12 protein-coding genes and 1 pseudogene are annotated in these 22,982 nt (G+C 46.4%); 7 read left to right on the top strand and 6 right to left on the bottom strand.

The genetic code is table 11. From position 1 onward, the window contains the following. Window positions 1-38: 38 nt before the first annotated feature. The 4 genes from HUF13_RS09520 to HUF13_RS09505 form a co-directional block, all read right to left on the bottom strand. Window positions 39-878, bottom strand: a complete 840-nt coding sequence (locus HUF13_RS09520) for an IS3 family transposase (protein WP_304039042.1) — start codon at window positions 876-878, stop codon at window positions 39-41. Next, on the bottom strand, window positions 875-1,387 hold the full coding sequence (locus HUF13_RS09515; protein WP_173474898.1) for a helix-turn-helix domain-containing protein: 513 nt from the start codon (window positions 1,385-1,387) through the stop codon (window positions 875-877). The genes HUF13_RS09520 and HUF13_RS09515 overlap by 4 nt, the downstream gene beginning before the upstream one ends. 96 nt (window positions 1,388-1,483) lie before the next feature. Continuing rightward, complete coding sequence (locus HUF13_RS09510) at window positions 1,484-6,706, bottom strand: RHS repeat domain-containing protein (protein WP_173474897.1); 5,223 nt, start codon at window positions 6,704-6,706, stop codon at window positions 1,484-1,486. A 12-nt stretch (window positions 6,707-6,718) separates the two neighbouring features. After that, the gene (locus HUF13_RS09505) at window positions 6,719-14,497 is read right to left on the bottom strand and encodes a hypothetical protein (protein WP_173474896.1); all 7,779 of its coding nucleotides are present in this window, start codon (window positions 14,495-14,497) and stop codon (window positions 6,719-6,721) included. Window positions 14,498-14,908: 411 nt separating this feature from the next. On the opposite strand from HUF13_RS09505, the gene HUF13_RS09500 reads away from it, so the two are divergent. The 6 genes from HUF13_RS09500 to HUF13_RS09475 all read left to right on the top strand — a co-directional run bounded on the left by HUF13_RS09500 (window position 14,909) and on the right by HUF13_RS09475 (window position 19,570). Further along, window positions 14,909-15,760 (top strand): FISUMP domain-containing protein, encoded by an 852-nt coding sequence (locus HUF13_RS09500; RefSeq protein WP_173474895.1) that lies wholly within the window; start codon window positions 14,909-14,911, stop codon window positions 15,758-15,760. A gap of 106 nt (window positions 15,761-15,866) precedes the next feature. Further along, entirely contained in the window at window positions 15,867-16,259 is a 393-nt protein-coding gene (locus HUF13_RS09495) for a hypothetical protein (RefSeq protein ID WP_173474894.1), read from the top strand. Window position 16,260: 1 nt separating this feature from the next. Further along, the gene (locus HUF13_RS09490; RefSeq protein WP_173474893.1) at window positions 16,261-17,637 is read left to right on the top strand and encodes a GspE/PulE family protein; all 1,377 of its coding nucleotides are present in this window, start codon (window positions 16,261-16,263) and stop codon (window positions 17,635-17,637) included. Window positions 17,638-17,641: 4 nt separating this feature from the next. After that, the gene (locus tag HUF13_RS09485; protein WP_173474892.1) at window positions 17,642-18,868 is read left to right on the top strand and encodes a Tfp pilus assembly protein FimT/FimU; all 1,227 of its coding nucleotides are present in this window, start codon (window positions 17,642-17,644) and stop codon (window positions 18,866-18,868) included. Continuing rightward, window positions 18,858-19,208, top strand: coding sequence for a hypothetical protein (locus tag HUF13_RS09480; RefSeq protein ID WP_173474891.1), 351 nt, complete (start codon window positions 18,858-18,860; stop codon window positions 19,206-19,208). Before HUF13_RS09485 ends, HUF13_RS09480 begins: the two co-directional genes overlap by 11 nt. After that, on the top strand, window positions 19,205-19,570 hold the full coding sequence (locus HUF13_RS09475; RefSeq protein ID WP_173474890.1) for a type II secretion system protein: 366 nt from the start codon (window positions 19,205-19,207) through the stop codon (window positions 19,568-19,570). Before HUF13_RS09480 ends, HUF13_RS09475 begins: the two co-directional genes overlap by 4 nt. Window positions 19,571-19,636: 66 nt before the next feature. On the opposite strand, the pseudogene HUF13_RS09470 reads toward HUF13_RS09475, so the two are convergent. Together HUF13_RS09470 and rplU are read right to left on the bottom strand one after the other, a co-directional pair. Continuing rightward, window positions 19,637-19,863 (bottom strand): annotated as a pseudogene (locus HUF13_RS09470) (50S ribosomal protein L27). Window positions 19,864-19,866: 3 nt separating this feature from the next. Beyond that, entirely contained in the window at window positions 19,867-20,352 is a 486-nt protein-coding gene (gene rplU / locus HUF13_RS09465) for a 50S ribosomal protein L21 (protein ID WP_173474889.1), read from the bottom strand. A gap of 487 nt (window positions 20,353-20,839) precedes the next feature. Here rplU and HUF13_RS09460 point away from each other — a divergent pair, with 487 nt between their 5' ends. Then, window positions 20,840-22,576, top strand: coding sequence for a hypothetical protein (locus HUF13_RS09460; protein WP_173474888.1), 1,737 nt, complete (start codon window positions 20,840-20,842; stop codon window positions 22,574-22,576). Window positions 22,577-22,982 lie beyond the last annotated feature (406 nt).

The following is a 22,982-nucleotide window of genomic DNA, read 5'->3' as shown; positions in this document are numbered from 1 at the left end:
AAAAATGAACTGACCCCAAAAAGTTGAACGGTTTAAAGTTAGGATAAAATTGAGTTATGAGTCCAGTATTGTACCGGGCTCATTCCTTTTAGACGCAGTTTTATCCGGTCGTTATTATAGTATTCGATATATTTTCTCAGTTCCTGCTTGAAGTGGTTCATGTCCCTGAAGGTATTCGGATAGAGTAGTTCCGACTTCATTATCCCGAAGAAGTTCTCCATCATGGCGTTGTCCAGGCAGTTGCCCTTGCGGCTCATGCTCTGGATGATCCAGTGTTCCTTCAGGGATGCCTGATAGTTCGCATGTTGGTAGTGCCAGCACTGGTCGGAGTAGAGTATCAGCCGCTTCCATTTATACCCTTTGGCGTAGGCCTTGTCGAGCATGTCCATGACCATCTTCAGGTCCGGATGGTCCAATATTGTGTAGCTGACGATTTCTCCGTTGTACATGTCGAATATTGGCGACAGGTAGCACTTGTCCGCTCCGATGTTTATCTGCGTCACGTCGGTAGTCCACTTCCTGTTGGGCGCCTTCGTGTTGAAGTTGCGCTTGAGCCTGTTTGGAGCCGTCTTGCCGACCTCGCCCTTGTAGGAACGGTACCTGCATTTCCTCCGCACGTTCTTCAGGCCGAGTTCCCGCATGAGCCTGTACACTGTCTTACGGTTGATCTTGAAGCCTTCGTTCCTCAGCTGGGCGGTTATGCGGCGATAGCCGTAGCGACCCTTGTGCAGGGCATGCAAAGTTCTAATCCGCTTGCGTTCCTCCGCGTAGCGGTCCGGCTTTTGATGCAGGTGGTAGAAAAAGGTGGAACGAGCCATACCCTTGAGGGTCAGGAGATCCTCAAGCCTAAATTCCTGCCTTAGTTCGTTGATGGCTATCGCCCATTCCCTTGTTCTTGGGCGATTCTTTCCTCGACTAAGGCTTTCACTTTTTTTAACAGGGCGTTCTCGGCTCGGAGCAGTTCGAGCTCCCTCAAAGCCTTTTCAAGTTCTGTCTGAGGTTCCTTCCTAGCTTTCTTGGGACGTCCCATTTGTGGTGGCCTGCCTTTGGGTCTTGTGGCGAAAAGTTCTTCTTGGCCGCCGTGCCTGAACTTGCGAAGCCAGGATTGCAGGCAGCTGAAGCTTATGCCGTATCTTATGGTGGTTTCGCCATAAGATAGTCTATGCTTGAGCACTGCGTCAACAGCCATCCGTTTCAATGCAGGCGTGGACCTGGTATAAGGCTTCCTTTCGACCAGCCACACTCCCGTGTCGCGATATTGCTGGATTCTTCGCTCAATCTGGCGTTTTGGTATTCCTGTCTGTCTAGAAATTTGTGCTGGCCCATAATACTTTTGGTAAAGCTCTAGAGCGGCTGTCCATTCATTTTCTGTGTGTTTCTTATACATGAAAACCCCGAAAGTTGTGTCCAACTTTCGGGGTTCACATCAAAACGGCGGTTTTATTCGATTCAATTTTTATTTAGGATGGATGTGTTCCATAACTTATTTTTTTACAGGTTGAGGCTTAAAAGTTTTCCATTTTCCATGATTTTTGAGCGTAGCTGAACTTTTACCATCACCCACATCTTTAAAATGAACTTTTGTCGTAGGAGCAATTACGGTAACTCCCATTTCATTAGCTAATTTCTGTGCAAATGAGTTTTTTCCACCCTTACCCGTTTCACATGAATACAATTTAATTGTCGCTTCCCCTTTATAGTAGAATTCCTTATTTTTTAATCTTTTTGCAAATTCTTCAGGGGTCATTATAGTTTTGCCTTCCACCGTAGCACCAAGTACATATTGATTTCCATGAGCACCAAATGAAAACAACTTGTCATCGTTATCATTAGGAATATGATTCAAATGATATCTCAAATTCTCGTCATCAGTCCACATTCCATCAACCCATAAATCGGTTTCAAAAAACACATTAAATCCAAGCAAATCAATGTTTGTATAATCCATCGATTCCCTTCTTTCATATTTCAACGCATTAAACTGCTTACTAAATCCCCAACTAGCACCTCCATTCTGCGACAATTCCGCATGCAGGCCATAGCCGCCTATTCCAGCATACAAGCCGCGTCCTTCAGCACCGAAGAATCCGTGTTCATAGCCAACAGAGGTTCGTACTCCCGCATAAGTCACATAGGCTTCCGCATAGACAGTCATGCCGTTAAATCCACCGCTACGATCCCAGCTGAAGCCCTGTCCAACTTCCACACCAGCGCAAGCAGCGCTAGAAGCACCATAGCATACACCGGCACTACGACTGAACGAAGCTCCCGTATAGGAATTCAAGTTGAAGCCAAGCCCCGCATTCAGCCACAAACCAGTATTGAACACAGGAATGCTAGCATTCGCGCTTAAATTGAAAGACTTTGAACCATCCTGATTGAAACTGAAGGATGCATCAATGCCAATATCACCAATTTCAGCAGCAGCCCCTACACCAATACTCCAACCATGATTACTATCGTAGCCAATAACAAGACCTAGACCAAGAGCCCACATGCCTGTCGGGTCAATGTAGTTCAGAGGGTCGCCACCATAGCTATACGGATTCGCAAACTGTCCTGCAGGATCCGGACTCATCCACATTCCGAAGAACGGGTCATAATAACGAGCACCGAAATAGTACTTGTCATGTTCCTCATCAAACTTCTTACCCTGCCAACGTTCATCGCTATCAGAATTGTAACGACCAAGAGCAACAGTTGTTCCGTAAGGACGATATCCAAAGGCACTCCTGAGACCGGACTTATTCACATAACCGCGAATACTTCCCTGTAAATCCTTAATCGGGAACAAAGCCTCTCCGTTCAATCCCATACGGAATCCGCCACCAAGTAGTTCAATGCGAGTAAGTTCAAGATTATCCGAACGATACTGACCAGAATACGTATATTGACCGACTCCCGGATACGTCACTTCAGTTTTGTGGAACGGTGCGCCAACGACAAACTTTGTCCAGATTCGCACCCCCCCCTCGTCGTAAGCCATGTCCGTATGACCGATTTCACCATTGAGATTATCCATGCTATTGACTTGATCAAACGTAACCACAGGTTCATCGGAGAACAATCTCACCTTACTCGGAAGCCCAAGTGCATTTATCGTATATGTGTTCTTGGAATTTTTGTCAATCCACACATTACCTGACGGATCATAAACATAATATGCGGTTGTAGCCCCGCCATTCACATTCATTGCCAACGGCCTAAACAGGGCATTATTGTAAATATAGGAAACCGAGGTATCGCCCTCCTGCTTTGACGTAAGCCGACCAAGTCCATCATAACCATAGGCCCCACTACCAATCAAAGCATTATCAGACTCATAGCCAGTAAGATGCCCCTGCTTATCATATGTGTAACTTTCGATAGAACTGAAGCCATCCCATACGTGCTGCGCAATGGCGAGACGACTAGAGACAACTGATGGATACATCGCTGTTTCAGAATACAAAATCTTATCAGAAGCGTCTTTGTAATCTACGCGAGTTGTACGACCATAAATATCCTTTGCATAAGTCATGTTGTAAACAAGGCTACCTTTATCAAAGAACACTTTTTTCAAGAGAGTCCCTGCTACAGTATAGTCAACTCGCATAAGACTATCACCATTTTCAAGAACCGATTTCAATCGACCTAATTCATCATAATCATTAACCAAATTAGAAATTCTACTCCATGAACCATTTTTCCATTCTGCGGTCTCTGTGGAGAATAGTTCACCAGATGTATTGTAGCTAAAGGACGCCTGCGTTGCAGGAGCTCCATCTACGCCATAGATAGTCCATTGCTTGACTTTTTGCCCTAGACGATTGTATGAGGACATCTTGAGACTATTCGCCCTAATCATCGCATCGGAACGCACACGGCTACCATCATAGGACACAACCGCACCCACGTCATTCGGAAGAATCCCTTCCATCGAATCGAGGATATTCTGCAACAGGTCCGTATCAGTTGTCACATGCGTGGACAAAAGTTCAGCTACAGTCGGCTTTCCGTAAAACTTCTCCGAAAGAATATACAACTTGCTATCAGGAACGGCAGTAACAGAATCCGAAAAAGAATGCCCACAATGAACTTCACCGGTCTTCGTCACCCTACCTTTAGCATCATACTCAACCGTGGAGAAGTAATTGCCGCTACAACCTAGTTTCTCGGATAAAGCTTGCTGACGTGCGCCACGAGTGAAACGCATATTGCCATCAGCATCATACATACTTACGACAGTTCCCTTGTCGGGCGTCGTAACAGTCTTGACGCGACCAACAGCATCGTAGGTATAGGTCGTTGCCAGGATGTACGGGCTGTTATCCACAGAAATATCCGTGGACACAACCTGGTTGTCCGCATTGTAATTCGTCCTCGAGATTACAACATGGTCGCCGGACTTGGCCCAAACATACAAGATATTGCCGTTAGCATCATATATTTCCTGAGTAAACACGCCCTCAGCCGAACGGTTCACGACAAGCTTGTAGTTATATTCGGTCCAGTTTTCAACACTGGAATTATCATCGACTATATTCTTCTGCGCTGTATGATATTTTTCCGTCAGAACATCGGCCTCGAGCTGATTTTCAACGACGAAATTAGAAACATCAGGAGTCTTCAGCGGAATGACCCACTGCATTGCGGAATTCTGGCTCAAAGCATACGATGCTTCTGCCAAGCCGGAAACGTCATTAGTCACGCCGTTGGCCTCTCCGTAATGACGGTCTTCCTTGGCATACGGGACACCAAAGGCCTGCTGTTTGTCCAAGTCGTCGTCGCCATTGTAATAAGCCGAGGATTTCACTATGCACTGCTTGCAGTACATGTCCTCATAGGCAAACGAGTTCTTGGGAGAAAGATACGACAACGGGGCAAACTCGACATTATCGAAGTCGTCCAGATATGTTGCGTTCACGTTGAAATTTCCGTTACCGAGATTAGTCTGTGTCTGAACAACTCGGCCAAGACCATCCTTCACCGCGTACGATTCAAGCTTTCTCGACGCATCCGTGGGATCGATGAACACCTCGGTCTTAACGTAGGACGGATTAACTGCAGGCAAAACCCTGGTACCGCATTTCTTGGAACTTACGGTCACGTGTACATCAAAAGTCAGGTCGGTAAGATTCACGTCCACAGTACCGTCACCGACAGGGACTACATTCACATTCTGCGGAACAGTACCGTCCAACCTATAGAACGAGACATTGTTAAGCAAGACTTCCTCAATCGTATCGCCCGGGGCGGGAACAATCTTGGCGGAAAGGCTAGCTCCGTCAACGAATTCGTACGGGAGCTTTCCGCTGAAATTGACACCCTTCATGTAGCTAAGACCGTCAGACGCGAAAGAGAGCGTATGCGTTACCGGAGGCAGGAACTGCACGGAACGCGACTGGCGCAGGCCATACTTGATAGTCCTGAAAACAATCGCTCGATTCTTTGCGACGTCCCAGGTCTGGAACTTGAACGCAACGGCCTTCGTTTCCGGAAGGCGGCCGTCAGTACGAACCCTCCAGGAATCCATATAGGCAGCGGGCCAAATCACGGCATGGCTATTGGAGTAACCGAACTTGTTCTGATACGGAACAGAATCACCCGCAGCAACAGTCGGACGGTAATATCCATCCCTGTACAAGTTTTCCTGAGCAACAACCGGCCAACGCTGTTCAAGATGGAAACCATCACGGAAATAGGGATAGTTGGCGGTATGCGCATCCTTTATCAAGTCCCCGTTATCCGTACCGAAATACCAGAAGAATACAGGAACAGCACTCTCGGCCGTATTGCCCGTTCCATAGGAAATCGAATACGCCTCCACGGACACATAGTTGAAACTCCCGACAATGGGGTGTTCACGGGAATGGTCGTAGGCAAAGAGGCCACCGGCCGCGTTTTCCGTACCGAAATACACCTCGACACCGGACGTTCCCTGATTGAAGATGACGTTCTTGCCTTCGAACGACTTGGCAATCCACCCCGGGCGCAACTGCCCGTTATACAGGATCGGTTCCGCAGTAGAGCGAGTCATGATCTTGTAATCGGACCTTATCAAATGACCGCCATTGTAGAGGACCGGATTTACAATATTACGGGAATACAAACGATCCAGTAGAGGATGTTCATATTGCTGGTAGAACGTATACGCGGCATTCGCCCCCCAGTTCACCCACGGCTGGAACTGGATTTCGCCATCGGTATACAGGAATACCTGATACGACACATTGTTGTCAAACCCGTCTATTCTGAAAGGACCTATTTCCAAAACGGCATAGCCGGTTTCGGGGAAGAAGTTCTTCCAACGCACACGCACGTCAGATGAACCTGGCACGGGCCGCATCGGTTTCGAGTTCGGGTCGAAATAGGGTATCCGTCCGCGGGCCTCTTCCGAGACATCGTAACCATCGGGCAAATGTCCGAAATACACGCGTCCCGTGCTGGTCACGGTAACCTCGTCGTATTCCTCGCCCGCGTACTTCATTTTCAGCGACGTATAGCGGGGGTTTTTCAGCGAGACATGAAGGAACGCTCCCTGTTGCGGAAGCACGGCGCTATTGCCGGCATAGTCCATATCCGTTTCCCATCCCGGAAGGCCGTAATGAACGTCATGATCATCATACCTCGGCTGGCTGATTTGCTCGGGCTCGTCGGCCAGGGACAAGGATACAAGGGCGGAGAAAAGTACCGACTGGACAAAGTTTCTTATAAGTGTATTCATGATCTTCTCTCCTTATCTCAAGACACTGTACGGTTCGACATTGAAGTTTGCAGACCACATATAGCCCTCAAAGACTGAATGGTCAAAAAGTTGTACGGATGCATGCGGGGCATAGACGACAGCCCTCATCTGCACATTGTTGCCTATGGGGATATAACTGTAGGAGCCGACATAGATGAACAGGTCTCCTAGAGAGCCACCGTGGGTGATACGGTTAAAGTTGCCCACGTTGAAGCCGTTCGTCACCCATATGCGCGTCCCGGCCTCGAATTCGAGTTCAACACGGGGATCCGTCCAGAACGAGTCGAAGTAATAGTCGCCAGCGGCAAAGTGGATCACGGAACTTTCGCGGGCGGTAAAGCCCCTGTAAGCGCCAGGAACAGCATTCTGGCTCTGTCCTACCTCGACAAGGATATCGGACGAACCCGTCGCGAACGGAATCACGGGCATGGACGCATTCTGGATATCCGAAGCGTAGACAACTTCGCCATAGACAGCTTCGCCCTGGGCCTGGAAGTTCCCTCCCAGACGGACATTGCTTACATGCGAACGGTTGGCCAAGCTGACATTGCCACCGGATACGATTTGGTCACTTACTTGTGACTCAACACCGACCTCAATTCCATTTCCGGCGAAAATCGAGCCTTCCACGGTGACCAGGTTACCAAGGCGTATATTGCCAACGGTATGGTACTTGGCGTCCGCCACGACCCTCACCTCGTCGGGGACATTGCCCGAAAGGGTCTCGCCCGACGAACTGGAACCGTTACCCGAGGACGAGGATCCGGGTTCCCCGCTGGAGGAACTTCCACCATAAGGATCATAGGAGGAAGAAGACGAGCCGCAATAACCGCAGGAAGACGAGCTATAGTACGGATAGTACGAGGACGAACTGGTGTTACCCGTGTAGATGTCGTCATCACCGTCGCCACTAGAATAGGAGAAGTCCCAACCTCTCGACGAGCTAGACCCCGGATTTACGGAACTGCTGGACCTGAAGAGACGTAAGGTATCCGGCCTTACGAAGATATCCACGAAGACTGTATCGCTGTCCGGGCTGACCGCGATTACCTTCGGGAGAGAATCGCCGACAATGCGTAGCGTATCACCGCCATAAAGCACGGTATCCTTCATCGTCAGGGAATCGACAACATGAAGTTCCCAGCCTCCGGTCACATGGATCTGGATCTTCGTCGTATCGGTTCTAGAAGACGAGCCTGTCGAATCGCCACGATTCGGAACAATCGGAGTGACATCGACCTTCAAGGTATCCGTGCCAAACATGGATCCACTTACGACACTAGAATTTCCCGTTCCCCAGAAATCAGGATTCGGCCTCGGTTTCCTATAGGTGTTGAATGTATAGGACAGGTCAGAGCTGTCCTTGCCGACAACGCGCAATTCAACCCTGTTCAAGTTTTCTGCAAGTGCGACACTGGTGAACGCGGTCGAAGTCGCAGTCCTTGTCGTGACAAGGGTGTCATTGACATAGATTTCGATGCGTGCAACATCCGAAGGCGTTCGCAAAGTAGGCTTAATAGACAGAGCACTTTCATAGCCAGCATTGAGCGCGTAGTTCAATATATACTGTCTAAAGGCACAGGACTCGTCCAAGGAATCCGCACCAAGGTCCATCGCGGAAATCGACAAGTCGATCTTGTCGTCAGCATTATAGCGCATCGAGACAAGCCTGTCCCTGCGGGTCGCATAGCCCCTGTCAAGTCCCTGCTTGAAGACGACATAGGGATGTGCCACGCCCTGCTTTACATTGACAGCCAAGTCTACAGACTTTTCGGACTGGGTCGGGTACGCAAAGGCGGGATTGCCTATCGAGAGCCACCTGTTCCCGTCATGCGTCAGGACCGTGACCCTGTTCCCGTTAGCCTTGTTGCCGAACAGGATGTACGGCGTGTCGCCGCGGACCTTCAGGTCAAAGATATCGTCCGGCTGCATGTAGAGAACCCTGTTCCGCTCATCCGCAAGCGCATTGCCATTCTTCGCAACAGCAATCGAATTGTCCTTAACCGGAATCCAACGGAGGTAGCTACTGTAAACAACGCCATCGGCGCTCACGTTCTGCTCAACGGAAGCCTTAAATACAGTCAGCGCCAACTCACCGTAATCTACATTGGCGTTTGTACTTCCATCGCCATCTTCGTCATCTTCAAAACGTTCATCGGGATGAGTCTTATAAACAACAGCCATAAACAACGACTGTCCGTCATAAGCCAGCTTTACCGACTGAGCCTCGTCAATGGCGTGGAGGTTGGAGCCGTCCCACGAAATGATATCGCCCTCGTAGCGGGGCTGTCCGGAAATCTTGCTAGGACCGGCCCAGACGGATTTGCCAAGTGAAGTTTCAGAAGCATCATAGAGACGTTTCACCACGATATAGGCCGGACCGAGCTTTGCGGTGGCCACAGTTCCGTCGTCTTCCGCAACGGATTTGCTTACTTCAAAATTCTTTACATTTCCAATATAAGCAACATAGAACTTCCCATCCGGACCTGAAACCATATCAAACGATTTACTATTGTAATCGCACACGACTCCATCAAGATAGGAGACTAGATTCCCATGCACAACCTTCAAGATTGTATCATTACCAACAAAAGATACGGATAGGGTATCCTTGTCAAATACTGGCGTAGAACCCAAATTATTCCATTGCTTGGACTGCTCGTTCCAAATCTTGCTGTACAGGTTATCATCCGGAACAAGCCTCGGTATAGTCCTCTGATATGTTCTGTTTGGGTCTGTAGAATCTTTAAACGTAAACGCGACATTCTTCTCCCTTATATCTGCACGGAAAAGCAATGCAGCGGAATTTTGGCCGATCGTAACTTTTAAATTGTCCGTACTGAAGGAATCGTCCTTCAAGTCCTTATAGATATAGCCTCCACCATTTTCGCTGCCATAGGTCTTCGGATAAGCAAGCAACACCGTAGACTCGTCCGCATTACTTACAACAGGAATCAGGCTCAGGTAATAGGAGCTTTTACCGTTCACCGTACCGGAAGCGAAGCTATAGGCTACAGCACGGCCGTCAATAACAGGACTCGACGAATTTGTCCACTTGCCTTGACCGAATTCAGCCTTGTATATAGTCTCGTCGTCATCGTTCATATAAACAATACTTGCAGAATCTTTTGGATTCATGAACTGCGGGACCATTCCGTCGGCAAAGCCATCAACCTGACCATAGACCACCCAGTCCTTTTTCTTCATCCCGAACTGGAACGCATAATCCCCCTTCGAATCAGCTGCAGTATTAAACGGGGCTACGTCAACAAAGAGAGTCCATTCAGGGGAGGTCGAGAACTTGATCGAAATCGGGCACAGGCCACCACAAGCAACCGGATTCCATTCATCCAGATTCCTGTTCTTCCAGTCAGCCTCGCTACCAACAACGAGGGAATAACGGACTTCCGTACCGGCCTGTTCCAGACCCAGTTCCACATCGACATCGACGGCGTCAAGCGTAAAGCTTCTCTTTGACGAGGGGTTGCTATACGTCCTGCCGTTGACCTTCACGGACTTGAGCGCATTTGCACCAGATGCGGTTATCACGCAGCTACCGTCAACAAACGTCTTGCGGGAAGACAGATAGACGTTGCCGGCATCCGTTTCAGAATAGGTTTCCGTCTCTCGGCCCATGTTGTCATAGGCAACATAGGAACCCACGCCCCTGTCATTCACCGTGGTAAGGACCTTGTCCCATACATCGTCCCAGAACAGGGCGGACGAGGATGCGTCATATGGAAGGACTCGAATATCCTGGAGACGTATTCCGGACGGGGCGGAGGTAGTCATCGAGAATTGCACAGAAGCGTTAGACTGCAAGGCTGGGGTTTCAAATTCAACTCTCTGCCAGCCCTTATTCGTTTTCACATTCTTTTCTTGCGCATGGGAACCCAGAGACACCCGAACTTTCACGGAATCGTTGTCAAGGGTCTGTACCCAAGCAGAGATTCTATATTTCTTCGTCACAGGCTTCGTAATCGTAGCCGAAAGCGCTCCGGACGCGGAAAGTTTCAGCAGTTTTGCAGAAAAACGACCATACTTCTCTCCGTTATTCGCATTTACCGCATAGCCCTTGATGTCATCCAAAGCATCATTCTGTACGCAACCGGACCAGGTAACATTGTTAACCGGACCACAATATTCACCCGAAAGCATGAGGCCTTCATTAACACCACATCCGGCAGCCGTACCGTAGACTCTGCGGCTTACGGGGTTCTTGAAAGAAGCCATCTTCACTTTCTTCGGGCCTTCTTCCGTCTCGATAACGTCACCGTCGTTATATTCCGAATTGTAAGAGGAACGCTTCCAGTTCGCACGAGTGGACGCGGAACCATTCTTCACGATATAGCTGACATCATTTTCCACATCATTCTTCGTCATCCTCTTTTGCGGAGCCATATTCCATGTGGACACGGATCTGAAGATATTTTCCTTAGTTCCCCACCCATTGGCATACGCAGATATGACTCGGCCCGAGCTGCATTCGCCAATGCATGAATAACCGCCGGCAACGGCATCGATTCTATTGTATTTTCCAAGCACCGCCTCATAGTTGCTAAGCGGAGAATTCAAGTCAGCAACATACTTGACAACTTCTTCGGTAGTCTTGTTTCCGTTCTTCTTCTTCGTGGAAATTACTTGGCCATTCTTGGAAGAATACCCATAAGTTGTTGTTTCCTTGGTCAAACCGTTGAACGAAACTTCCTTCGTTATGCGGTCCTGATAAACTCTTGTTGGCCAGCCGGATTCACGATGGCGCTCATAGAAGGTCTTCTTCCTGGACATAAGTGCCGTATGACCCTTCCCGTTGGAATTCGCGCGGCCTTCCTGGGTTTCAAGACACGTTGCACCTAAACCAACATTGTATTCAGTCTTGCCATCACTACCCGTATACTCACCATCACACAAAACACTATGCTTTGTTCCTTGACCCGATGGAAGCGTTACACTCATTTCCTTGAACAAGGGGGTATTATTCGCCTCATCATAAGCGATGCTGGTATTCTTGGGAGTAAAGCCATAGGTATATTCAATAGTCTTGTCTACAACCGGTTCAAAAATCGTCTTTGTCTTTACTCGATATGAATCATAGGAACCAAAGAAAGAATTCCCGACCTTATAATAAATGTTGGTCTGATTTCCTGAAGAAACGGCAAAAGCATCTTCACCCAGCGAGTAAGCATCCTGCAAATTGCTTACCTTGCCCCATAAGGATTCCTCGATCCATTTTTCACCGTCCCAAATCCAGGCTATTTTCACCTGGTTCTTTTCTACGAACCAATCCTTTCCGGTTATGACTTCTTTCTGGTTCATCTTCTCACCCTTGGAACCGATATAGTCATAGCTCCATTTCTTGTTCTTTGCATCTTTCATGTAATAGTGGTGCAAATAAACGTACTTTTTCACATCGCATCCCCACCACTTGCACTTCAAGCGGCTCTCGCCAGCAATAAAGAAATCCCGACCGCTAAATCCGGCCCATTTCCATGCGGCAGAGAACCAAGCATAATCCTGAACCTGGAAATGTCGTTGTTTTTCGCCAGCCTTAGTACTCCATTTTTCGCCATCCCAATAGTAATTGGTCAAATAACGTTTTGAATGGTGACGTACGGTATAGTAGTCCTGCCCATGAGCCTGCAGGTCCATTGCCGTATAGGCACCATCATTGTCGAAGACATCCTTGTATTCCCTAACCCAGCCGGAACCTGTCCAAACCCAAGAACGGAACCTGGAATCCCCACCAATATATGCCGAGGGTTCCTCGACTCCAACAAAGTAATCGTTATCAAGGAAATACATGCTTCCATTATCCTGATCCTTTTCGCTGAAGGTTTCCTTCACGCCACCCTTGGTGTCAAACGTATAGACAAAGAACTTCACGGCATTGCTAAAATCGGTCGTATTAACCTGGACCAGGATATGATTTTTCTGGGCCATGATTCTGACACCGCCCTCGTTCACCATGGCCTTGCCGATGTCGTTATCGACATCGAACTGTTTTCCCCACTTAGACCAAACAGCCCTGATTTCCGTCTTTGGGTTAGAAAAGAATCCCGATTTTTCCGTAATCACGCGAAGGACATAATCCGGTCCGGCAAAGACATTCATCGCTTTCGAGCTAGTTGACCAGAAATCATTGCTGTTATCTACAACTTCCTCAAAAGCCTGTACCCAGTCTTTACCGTCCCACTGGTACACTAGAGCACGGACCTTGTCATTAGGGCGTTTTTCCTTGACGAGGAACCACCCCTGATCCCCTAGCTCAATATCAGAAATTTCCCTCACACTAAAATTCTTGATTTCCTTCCAACCACCATTAATTCGATGGAACACTACGACAGTCTTATCATCCGCTTTTTTACCAACTAAATATGACGTCCCATCCTCAAGATATCCCTTGCCGTATATCTTATTCGCGCTAACAGTTTCCATATGTCCACGGCCAAGAGATTCATATCCATAGGAATATTCAACCCACCCGCAATCCTTGCCTTTCACACTGTAAAGAGCACCCAACGGATACGCGACCTGGCTTCCCAAAGATACGGCCTGTTCGGAACCGTCATAATACTTATAATATTCATAATCGCTTTCTTCACCTTTTTTATTAAAGAAACGAACGGCAGACAAGAGTCTCTTAACAAAACCTTCCTTCTTGACTCCGTTCACGCCACCATTCGTATACTGGAAAAGCGGGGTGTAACAAAGTTCGACTGTACCGATTTTTCCATTTCTCCCCGAAATCACAATCTTGGACAAATACTTGCGTTCGACCTTCTCTATAGACATGTCATTTTTCTTATCGCCCAAAAGTTCATTGCGTTTCCCTTCATAATCAACAAACTCTCCAAAGAATTCACCTTCACCCTTATTTCCATACTCAAACTGAAGTTCATCATTCATGGACGAAACAACCTTAGTCAGGTAAGACTCCTTGGTATATTCCTTACCTTTTGAATTCCAAGGACCACTAACATTGAAATTACCGGAAAGTCCTTCCGTTATTTGTTCATAGGTATATACAAGATAATTCCCCTCAACATCAGTCTCCTTACTGACATTCCACACAGTCGGATATAGCCACGGGTCACCACTTATAGCCTTACCAATCAGGCCGTAACCAAGCTCGCCCTTGTCATCCAGTGGCCAAAATAAATCATATTCGGTAGCATTTCGCTGCGGATTCGTCAAAATTTTATTGTCCGGCTCAGTGATATCACCGTACTCGTGAACCACGCCCTTCGTATCCGTAATCTTCCATCCCTTGACATAGGTTATGTAGTCCCCTTTTCCGGTCACATCGGTCGAACCGATTACTTGTTCGACCTTCATGAACGGATTGCCTTCTACCCACCATTTTTCATTAGGATTAGACGGGTTATTCTTGAAAATTTTGAAACGGCCACCAGAAGCAAGCATTAAATAGTATTGGTCATCACCAATAAAGCTAGTTCCGCGATTATCACTAACAACCTTCGCTCTACCTAAGCTCCAACCAAGTCCAACAAGTCCGACGGTTGTTTGATCATTTCTTGTTTGAACTTCTTTGAAAACGTTGCCAGAATAGCTCAAGTCAAAATTGACAGAGACCTCCCCAACAGAGATATTCGCAAGGGATTTACTCAACGCAACCGTTCCCGACATAGGATTTATACCACCTTCGGGAGACATGTACTTATTGAAAGCATTGGAATTACCGCCATCTTCAGCAAACGCTGCTGAAAAAGCAATCAATAGAATATGGATAAAAGATATTTTTTTAAACAAAATAGTACCCTTTTATAAATTTGTCCGCGGTACATTTAGTAAAAACATATAAATCATTCAATCTTATTTTTAACTTGCACACAATATACCTCTTAAAAGACTAAACAAATTATAAACAATTTATACAAGAAGTAATAATCAGAAGCAATAGCAAGATAACAAACAAAAACTCAGAAAGCAAAATAAACACACATAAAAAAAAAGGAAGTATTTATAAGAGAATCAACAAGTTAAAGTAAATGAATTTTACACACATATTTTTTAAACAAACAATTCTATACGAATTCGCAATACATTTATTTTTTCTTTCAACCCACGATTTTTTAAGATAAAACCACATTGTATATTCTTTTTTACAAGAAGTAACTATTGCAATTGCTATATTATTCTCTTAGATAAGGAACGTTTAAAATGAAACAAAAAATTTTAATTTGCAGCATAGCAACCGCATGCCTTTTAGCGGCTTGCGGCGATGATACAACCACAGGTCCGAGCACAAACAGTTCCGGCACCTCCCAAATTTCAAGCTCCTCAACAACAGACAATCAGACATCTTCATCAATTGGAAGCAGTGTTTCAAACAAAATTTCCAGTAGTTCAATTGCACAAAGCAGTTCCAGCAAAGGAACCTACACAAGTAGCGCAAGTACAAAAGGTTTCCCAGCTAATTACAATCAGGAAACTGGAATTTTAACAGACGAGCGCGATGGAGAAGCTTACAAGACCGCTAAAATCGGTGAGCAGATTTGGATGGCGCAAGGCCTACGTTATCTACCCAAAGACCTGGCAGAAGGCTGTGATTTTTTATGGGTCGATGAGACAGAAGAACCAGAGCAATTGGCTACATACGGGAGACATTATTCATGGTTAGGAGCAACAAGAATCCCCTGCGATTACATGTCTAAAACCATTTCCTTTGGTAGCGGAGATTTTCCCCTACCGCATCAAGGTGCATGTCCAAAAGGATGGCATATCCCAAGCATTGATGAATGGAAAAAAATTGCAGAAACAGTTGACAACCACATAAACAAGTTATTATCTACAGAATGGGTCAGTGGAGGCTACACAGGAACAGACGAATATGGATTCAACGTTCTTAAGCCACAAAATGGTAATGACTTTATTGAATTCATCACACTCGATAATTCAAACAAAAAAGGTTACACCATGGTTTTCAACGATTGGACATCCATGGCAACAATGGAAACAAATCTTCCGTTAAAAGACGTTGAAAATATTTATCTCCGTTGCCTAATGGACTAGTTTGTAAAAAATTCTAACAATCTCACAAAGACCGATGATCAATTCATTGGTCTTTATTTTTTTAATAACTTTTTCTAAATTTGTCGTAAGCCTTAAGGACATCACATTGAAAAAAGCATTTTTAGTTCTTTTATCTATCAGTCTGTTCATCCTCACCTCTTGCCTCCAAAATGACGATTCGGATGCTCGTATTCCTGTTCGCTATACTGTTATCGTCACCGACAAGATTTCAGGCAAGGCTGTAGAAAAAGCCAAAGTCGAACTGACCAACGAAGTCCAGTCGGCACAATCTCTCACAACAAATTCTAGCGGGACGGTATTTTTTCCATCCGAAGAAAGCTACGTCAACCAGATTGTTGTAACAAAGGACGGTTACTTCCCTAAAGACACGGTCGATGTCATCAGCAATCCAGACACTGCTTTGAGTGTGATTTTGCGTTCCATAAGCATATTCCTTGTCCCGACAGATACGGCCTCGGTGGATTCGACAAAGAAGTAACATGTCCTTCGAGCTCAAGAACCCGCCCTCGCAAGCAGCGCTCCGCTTTTTGCCACAAGAGCTCATGGCTCGTTATTCCGTCATTCCGATCGATTACAGCGAAGAAACCAAGCGGTTGACGGTCGCTATGGCTGATATCGACGATTACGACTTGATCAACGACATTCAAGTTGCAGCCGGTGTTTACGTGAATCCGGTCAAGGCCGATGAAGATAAAGTCATCCAATGGATTAACGCATTTGCCGAGCGCGCAGTTCCGACATTCGGCATGAGTGTTGCAGGGAACAAGGCAAACTCCCCCGCCATCCGCATGGTGAACGAGATTATTTCGGAGGCCATGCACACGGGCGTTTCCGATATTCACTTCGAACCGGGTGAAAAATCGTTCCTCGTTCGATTCCGCAAGGATGGCGTGCTGAAGATTGCAAGGAAGCTCCCCTTGCGCGCCATTTCAGAAATCACGTCGCGTATCAAGATTATGGCGAGCATCGATATCGCCGAGAAGCGCCGTCCTCAAGATGGCCGAATTCATTTTGACGATGGCACCAAGGCGGTCGATATCCGCGTTTCAGCTTTGCCTACGGATTACGGGCAAAAGATGGTGTTACGTCTTTTGGACAAGGGAACGATTATCCACAGGCTGGATTCGCTCGGTATGACGCCAGCACAAATCGGGCTTTGCGAAAAAGAAATTCACAAGCCGTATGGAATGTTCTTGATTACAGGCCCAACGGGTAGCGGTAAGACAACTACGCTCTATACGCTATTGCAGATGATCCGGTGCCCGGAACTGAATATTTCGACAATCGAAGAACCTATTGAATACAAGCTAGATGGCATCACGCAGACAGCCGTAAACGCAAAAATCGACTTGACATTTGCCGCTGCTTTGCGCACGCTCCTCCGCCAAGACCCGGATGTAATCATGGTGGGCGAAATTCGCGATAGCGAAACGGCAGAACTCGCCATACGCGCGGCACTTACGGGTCACCTGGTTTTCAGCACACTCCACACGAACGACGCTCCGTCTGCAATCGTGCGCCTTATCGATATGGGCATCGAGCCGTTCCTCGTTGCGTCTGCTGTGAACTTTATCATGGCACAAAGGCTTGTCCGTAAAGTTTGCCCCAAATGCGGCGGTAAAGATCCGAGCTGTCTCACTTGCGGCGGTAGCGGTTACAAGGGGCGTGTTGGCATTTTCGAAATGATGCCAATGAGCGAGACAATCCGCGAGATGGTCCATAAAGGAACTTCTAATGCAGAGCTCCGCCGAGCAGCCATTGCCGAGGGCATGAAGACTCTTGCCATGGACGGTGCAGATAAAGTCACGCTAGGATTCACCACAGAATCAGAAATTGCCGCAGAGGCAATGATTTAGCAAAATGGGCGCGGTAAGCAACAAGCGTGGATTCACCCTCCCCCTTACCATAGCTATTCTTGTCATCATCGGGTTTCTTGTTTCGTCGTTTTACACCATGGTCAAAAACGAACGGATTGAATCGTCCCGCAGATTTACCGATGCTCAAGCGACACTAGAATTAGAAAGCGGCGTCAATTACGCATTTTTCCGCATGCAAGCCGAGCACAAGCCTTGGCGCACCGATAGTTTGCAACATTCAAGCAAAGACGGAAAAATCCGTTTTTCACTTTCGCAAATACAAGACGGCGCGTACGCCTCACTCAACGTGTTCAATCACGATTCATCGCGCCATTTTACAGCACACACAGGATTCATTCCGACAAAACGCCCTGCATTGACATTGCTCGCATCGCAGGCCAACATAAGCCTCGTCGGAAACGCACGTATTGATGGCGGCACAGCGCTCATGAGCGGAACCGTTTCGTACAGCAGCCATTACAAGATGCGTGCGGAAAAAGATGCATTTTACGATACAGTCTATGTCGGCGACTCCCTCCCTTATTTTGACACGCTAAAATTTTACCCAGAAATCAGCCGTAAGCAATTTACAGATAAGTTTCAAAAGGAGCGCTGCGTTTTTGACGGAACAGATGCCGTACCAACAGAACTCAGTTGCCGCGTAGTCACGATGCAGGGCGACAGCCGCTGTAACCGTTGCAAGATTATAGCAGACAAAGTCTTTTTACGAGAGAGAGCTGCATCAACAAAGGCAAATATCATTGCACGAACAATTTCAATAAAAGACAGCGTATTGCTTTCGGGAACATTCTTCGCACAGGATTCACTGGAAGTATCCGTAAAGCGCAAGCAAGAAAAAACAATCAACTTGGCTGTTCAAGGTCGCAAAACCAGCGATGTTGATTATACCGGCACCCTCTTAATCTCCAACTTAAAAGCAGACAAAGCTCTAGTCTTGTTTATGGGCGATAACTGGGATGAGACCACGAAAGGCATCCCCGTAACCATCACCGAAAACGTTGATATCAAGGGATCCGTCATTTCAAGAGGGATGATTGATTTTCGCGGTAAACTGACAGGGCAAATGATAGCCTACTATCTTGGATTTTACGAAGGTGAAACTCTATGGAGAGGGTTCTTTAGGAACGGACAAATTAAGGGCGACACAACGATTCACACATTCCTTCCCGATATCATCTATCTCGGCGGCGAGGCTAGCTATGAGAATTAAGCGCTCAAAAATCGGGAGCACACTTGTCGAGGTGCTTATCAGCTTTGCCATCCTCTCTTCCACCGGGGTTCTTGTAGTCGGCTATTTATTCCGGAACCCGATGTCGAACAAAGCTTGGATTAACAATTACGGGCAAGAATTAAGCAAAATCATTTTATTGACAACTCCGATTGCAAGTGACACCATAGTCACACACACCGATGCAAGCGGGAACCGTTGGGAAACCGTTGTAAAAGTTCAGAAAGACAACGAAGAATTATGCTACAGTGCGGTTTCAGTCCGACACAAATCGGACTCTACACGCACGCTCCACTACTGCAAATACGGAGCTAGCAAATGAAGCGTTTAATCAAGAGCGGTTTTACGCTCATTGAGCTTGTGGTAACTATCGCCATATCGGGCGTATTTTTTTCCATGGCCATGAACCTGTACAGCACAGCGAACAGGGCATTTGTCACCGACAAGAAATACGACGAGCTCTACTTCGAATACAATGTTCTAAAATCAAAAACAGAACGTTTTTTGCAGGAACATCCCGACTTTTGCGATCGCCCGGACAAATACCAACTCGAATACAAATTGCCACTGAGCCCGCTGCAATGCAAGGCCATAGACAAAAAACGTTATCTCGTGTATTTCCAAGGATACATGGATTCAAGCAAACACGCCCTCGTGGGCTTCAGCACGATTATTGGGGAATAAAAGTTTGTTTTATACAAAAAAAACCGGGCGCTTTCGCGTCCGGCTTTTAAAAGCTAACCAAAGTTATTAGGCTTCTTCAGAATAGACAGAGACCTTCTGGCGCTTTGCATCGAGGCGTTCAAACTTCACCTTGCCATCAATGAGGGAGAACAAGGTAAAGTCCTTGCCCATACCGACATTGTTGCCCTGTTGCCAGCCTTGACGGTTTCGCCCGCATACTTCTTAACACCAAGGTACTTGGCGTTACTGTCGCGGCCGTTACGTACTGAACCTTGACCTTTCTTATGTGCCATGGATTAAGCCTCCTTAGCCTTACGCAAAGAGTTCTTCTTGACCTTAGCCGGCTTCGGAAGTCCCTGAGCGATCTTTTCCTTGCGAGTGAGCGGCTTGTTCTGAACCTTCTGCTTAGCAAGGGCAGCCACGCGAGCGCGGTTGCGGGTAATAACTTGAGGGTCTACGACTGCAGATTCAGCGCCAGAGCGGAGTTCCGTGACGAGCACCTCGGTATAGCCCTGACGATGACCGTTACGACGTTCGTAACGAGTACGACGCTTCTTCTTGAACACGATGATCGTGTCTTCCTTGCCATGGGCGAGAATTTCGACCTTGACAGAAGCATCATTCAGGACAGGGGTGCCGACTTGCACTTCTTTTCCGGAGAAAAGAAGGACGGACTTGAGCTCCAGTTCAGAACCAACAGCGGCGTCGATCAACGGGAGCTTGTAGGCCTTGCCGAGCTCGACTTTATACTGGAAACCACCTGCTTCAACAATAGAATACATTTTGTAATCCTTTTTAGGTTGCTATTGGGACCACAAATTTAGTAATAGTGCACAGAAAATCAAAGGGGATGATTGGTAAAAAGTGGCTTATTTCTTGTTAATAATCGCAAAAAACGCAAAAAAAAACAATTTTTCGAGGCAAAAAAGGCAAAAAAGACAAAAATACGGAGTCGAGCCCTTTTATCGAGGGACGGAATGTCTTTTAAACGAGAGACGTTCAAAAAGGTCCTCAGGAACATTTCGAACCAATCCAAAACGACAAAAATCATACAAAAAGGCACCAAAAACAATTGTAAACAAAAATTCACAAATATTTTTAAATTCATCCAACCCCTTACATCTCGTACAAATACAAATATTTCCGTATAAAGAATTACAAATAAGAGAAATTATGGTTTGCACAATAAACATAAAAAGTATTATAATTTATTCAACGAAATTTATTCAATAAATTTCGCACATACTAACAAATAAGAAGGATAAAAAAATGAAATATATTCCGCTACTATTAGCATCATGCGTTGCCGTATCCGCAAACGCAGCCACATTCAATGCGCAAGGAAAAATCATCAACAGCAAAGATGCTAAAAATCCAGGCATCGTCAAGTTCGAAAAGAACAAAGCCACAACCGCAAAGAGTAACATTAACAAGCCTAGCGCTCTTGCAAAGGTAACGCCCATAGGAACCGTAGACCATGTTTCAAAAGTATGGGCAATGTTCAACACGAACACCAACAAATACCATCTAAACGGGAACATGCGCTCCGAAACGAACTATTTCAGCGCAATTAATAATTTTGAAGCCAACGACACCCCCAGAAATTCCTATAGCAAAATCAATTACACGCATTCGCAAGCACAATATCCAAGCAAAAGCGGTAGCTGCACCGTTGTAAGCAAAGCAGATAACGAAAGCTACTATTCACATAGAGAGCTTACATTCGACATGCTGCATGTAGGGCCTTTGAAACGCCTTCCAAACGGAGGAATCGTTCAAAAGGACTGTTCCAGGGCGGAAGCGACAAACACCTGCGGTGCAGGCATCAATATTTATAACATTGTCGCCGACAATCCTATAACTTTTTCAGGTAACAACTGCAGCACAAGCAATGTAGCATACAACTACAAATACGGCATTCAGCATTACTACTCCAATTCCGTTCTCAAAGGAATTTCACCAAACGCTACAGTTACTCCAATCAACGAAGGAAGCGCACGTGCTACAAGACACTACGTCACACGCCCGCAGAATCCCTATAGAAACGAGCAACATATAGGAAACTCCATAACATCTACAACCACAAATGTAACACTGTACAACGACGAAGCCGCTGAACAGGACAACTACATTTACCACAATCGTGTTATCGAATTTGCTCCGTTCTCTATCAACGGACAAAGAACAGGCGCCGGCATTTCCTTAAATGCAATTAGCGTCGGTGCAACAAACGACGATTTAGCAGTACTTCTCCCAAACCAAGCCAGACCTAAGTTCGCAAACAAACAGGGCGCAGAGTACACAAAACCCGAAATATACGTTCCCGCCTACACATACAACTCCGAGTACGATTACACCAAAGGAATTAAGCACGACGGTAACACAGTTGATTTTAGGGCCGCTTCTGATGGTTGGGGTGCATCTACGATAGCAGCCGGCATGGCCGCCGACCTTCTTTCAAAATACCCCTTCTACAAATGGCATCCTGAAGTGGTAAAGGCACTCATGTTGACGGCTTACAATCCAGGTAATCATATAATTAAAGTTAATACAGATAATATCTATCAGTTTAACTACAGCATGTTAAACAACGCAACCGTTCTTCCCGATAAGAACATGCCGTTATTTGATGAAATGGTCAGAAACAACGTTTCTCGTTATTGGTATGGCAACAATGGCGACTTTTTCAACAGCGATGAAACCTATTCTTTCAACGAAACTGTAGAAGCTGGCGCACAATACAACATCGCTATCGCTTGGCTCGTAAGTGGTCGTTATGCTAATGAAGCCCGTCACCTTTCGTCTAATTACCAACTTAGAATCCTGAACAATCAAACCGGAGCATTAATTGCACAAACCACATCTTCAGCAGGCCTAGCCACATTCCGTCAAAAATCCATAACCGTTCCGGCAGGCGTCACACAGCTAAAGATCGAAATCAAACGCACTCGCAACACGGGCGACCGCGTTATCTTGGGCTACAACATGCATAAAGTCACGCCGTAGTTTAAGAATAAATTAAATTTATTTAAACAGAGCCGCTCTTTTCGGAGAGCGGTTCTTTTTTAGCACAGCAAGCTAGTCACAAATAAAATAAAACATATTCCCGACCAAACCGGAATTGACTTCTAAAAAATTCACTTTGCAACAGGGTTTTAGGGGCAGCGCCACTAGGCGAAGGGGTGATGGATGGTTTACTTCGGCAAGCTCAGCACAGGCTTAGGCTCACCAACCTTTTCTATGGCATTGCCTGTCGAAACAGAAATCAGGGGAAGGCGTTCCCCTTCCTAAATCAATTCGAAAAAAATTTACTGGATTCTTCACTTCGTTCAGAATGACGATTTACAGAAAACTTACGCACTACGCTTCGTTCAGAATGACGTTTTCAGCAGCATCCTCTCGTCTCGCGCCT

Origin of the sequence: Fibrobacter succinogenes (assembly GCF_902779965.1) — a bacterium.
GTDB classification, from domain to species: domain Bacteria; phylum Fibrobacterota; class Fibrobacteria; order Fibrobacterales; family Fibrobacteraceae; genus Fibrobacter; species Fibrobacter succinogenes_F.
This window is presented reverse-complemented; position numbering and strand designations above follow the sequence as displayed.

What these genes read in the sequence shown, in the direction of transcription:
- HUF13_RS09515 (WP_173474898.1), bottom strand. Translation starts at nt 1,387, where the DNA reads ATGTATAAGAAACACACAGAAAATGAATGGACAGCCGCTCTAGAGCTT.
- HUF13_RS09510 (WP_173474897.1), bottom strand. Translation starts at nt 6,706, where the DNA reads ATGAATACACTTATAAGAAACTTTGTCCAGTCGGTACTTTTCTCCGCC.
- HUF13_RS09500 (WP_173474895.1), top strand. Translation starts at nt 14,909, where the DNA reads ATGAAACAAAAAATTTTAATTTGCAGCATAGCAACCGCATGCCTTTTA.
- HUF13_RS09490 (WP_173474893.1), top strand. Translation starts at nt 16,261, where the DNA reads ATGTCCTTCGAGCTCAAGAACCCGCCCTCGCAAGCAGCGCTCCGCTTT.
- HUF13_RS09485 (WP_173474892.1), top strand. Translation starts at nt 17,642, where the DNA reads ATGGGCGCGGTAAGCAACAAGCGTGGATTCACCCTCCCCCTTACCATA.
- HUF13_RS09480 (WP_173474891.1), top strand. Translation starts at nt 18,858, where the DNA reads ATGAGAATTAAGCGCTCAAAAATCGGGAGCACACTTGTCGAGGTGCTT.
- HUF13_RS09475 (WP_173474890.1), top strand. Translation starts at nt 19,205, where the DNA reads ATGAAGCGTTTAATCAAGAGCGGTTTTACGCTCATTGAGCTTGTGGTA.
- rplU (WP_173474889.1), bottom strand. Translation starts at nt 20,352, where the DNA reads ATGTATTCTATTGTTGAAGCAGGTGGTTTCCAGTATAAAGTCGAGCTC.
- HUF13_RS09460 (WP_173474888.1), top strand. Translation starts at nt 20,840, where the DNA reads ATGAAATATATTCCGCTACTATTAGCATCATGCGTTGCCGTATCCGCA.